A 1,895-nucleotide genomic window follows, 5' to 3' on the forward strand; every position below is an offset into this window, starting at 1 on the left:
CTGCTGGACGAGGCCGATCCGCCGAAGCAGGGCATGGCGCGCACCGTCAAGCTCGGTGCCACCCTGGTGATGCGTCAGTCGGCCTAACCGGTCGACGTCGATCCCTCGAAGTGGCGCCAGGCCGTCACCGCCTCGACCACCGCTTGCCGGGCGGCGGGAATATGGCGTCCCATCGAGACGAAGCCATGGATCTGGCCCGGCCATTGCCGCAGGATCACAGACACGCCCGCGGCCTGCAGGCACGCCGCATAGGCTGCCCCTTCGTCGGCCAGGATGTCACAGCCGGCAAGCCCCACGAATGCCGGCGCGACGCCGGCAAGATCAGGCGCCAGCAAGGGCGAGACGCGCCAGTCCATGATATCGTCGGGCGTTCGCACATAATGGTCGCGGAACCATGCCATGGTCGTCGCGGTAAGGCCGAAGCCGTCGCCGAAACGCCGGTAGCTGTCCGATGTCTGCCGCGCGTCGGTGTTGGGATAGATCAGGATCTGCGTCGCAAGTGGTGGAGCGAGCCCATCGCGTGCGAGCAGCGCCAGCACTGCGGCAAGATTGCCGCCGGCGCTGTCGCCGGCAACACCAATGCGCACCTTGTCGATGCCCAGATCGACGGCATTCTCGGCCATGAAGCGAAGTGTCGCCAGGCAATCCTCGAGCCCGGCGGGAAATTTGTGCTCCGGGGCCAGGCGATAGTCGGGGCAGACAATGACGGCGTTGCCGAGATTGGCCATCAGGCGGCAGATCTCGTCATGTGAATCGAGATTGCCGATGACCCAGCCGCCGCCATGCAGATAGAGCAGCGCCGGCGCCCCGCTCGGCAGTGCGTCGATGCCGCGATGGATGCGGACAGTGATGGGGCCGTTCGGCCCGTCGATCTGCTGTTCAAAGGTCGTCGCGACCGGCTCATGCTCACCTTGCAGCGTCGGGAACGAGGCGTTGTAGGCAGCTCGCGCCGCCGCCACGCTGCCGGTCTCGAATGGCTTGCCGCCGGCTGCACGAGCCATGTCGAGGACGCGCAGCGCATCCGGATCGAGCGTCATGATCATACCCTCAGGCCAGCAGATCGCTCGCCTCTTCCTCGGTCAGCAGGGCCGGCTGGACGACATCGCCCGCGATGGCGACCGAGCCCTGTGTTTCACCGGAGCGCAGGATAGCCTCCATGATCTCCAGTACATGCAGCGCCAGATTGCCGGAGGCGCGTGGCGTGTTGCCGGTCTGAAGCGAGCGCACCAGATCGGCGACGCCGAGCATGCGGTAATTGGCGCGATCGGGCGCCGCATAAGGCCAGTTGCGGGCGCCATAGAGTTCGCCTTCGCTGGCGAAATCCCTCCAGTCGGTGCCGCGTTTCGACAGCGACACGGTGCCGCCGAACGTGTCGGGGTCGGGCAGGCGCAGCGAGCCTTCCGTGCCGTGCAGTTCGATCGGATGGTTGGAGTGGCGAAAGACATCCCACGAGGCGCCGAAGGTGACGGTTGCGCCGGAGCGGAACTCCAGCAGCGACAGCACATTGGTCGGCGTGCCGACCTTGAATGTGGTGTTCTTGAATGGCCCTTCGGCAGTGATCAGCCGCTCCTCCTGGCCGCGCGTCGCCATCGCCATGACGCGTTCGACCGGGCCGAGCAGATTGACCAGCATGGTCAGATAGTAGGGGCCCATGTCGAACACCGGGCCACCGCCTGGCTGGTAGTAGAACTGCGGGTTGGGGTGCCAGTGCTCCATGCCGCGGCCCATCATGAAGGCGGTGCCGGTGACCGGGCGGCCGATGGCGCCGTCATCCATCAGCCGGCGGGCGCGGCGTCCGGCTGCACCAAGGAAGGTGTCGGGCGCCGAGCCGAGCAGCAGCCCGCGCGACCGCGCCTCGTCGACCAGGCGCCGTCCATCGGCCGCCGAGGTGGCGA

The 1,895-nt window shown here is 67.1% G+C and carries 2 protein-coding genes; both read right to left on the reverse strand.

The annotated features are described in order from the left end of the window. Positions 1–83 precede the first annotated feature (83 nt). Positions 84–1,037, reverse strand: a complete 954-nt coding sequence (locus tag EN991_RS34460; protein ID WP_127370402.1) for an alpha/beta hydrolase — start codon at positions 1,035–1,037, stop codon at positions 84–86. A gap of 10 nt (positions 1,038–1,047) precedes the next feature. Then, a partial coding sequence (locus EN991_RS34465) for a Gfo/Idh/MocA family oxidoreductase (RefSeq protein WP_164769602.1) occupies positions 1,048–1,895 on the reverse strand: 848 nt, incomplete at its 5' end.

Origin of the sequence: Mesorhizobium sp. M7A.F.Ca.US.005.03.2.1, from assembly GCF_003997795.1 — a bacterium.
GTDB classification, from domain to species: domain Bacteria; phylum Pseudomonadota; class Alphaproteobacteria; order Rhizobiales; family Rhizobiaceae; genus Mesorhizobium; species Mesorhizobium ciceri.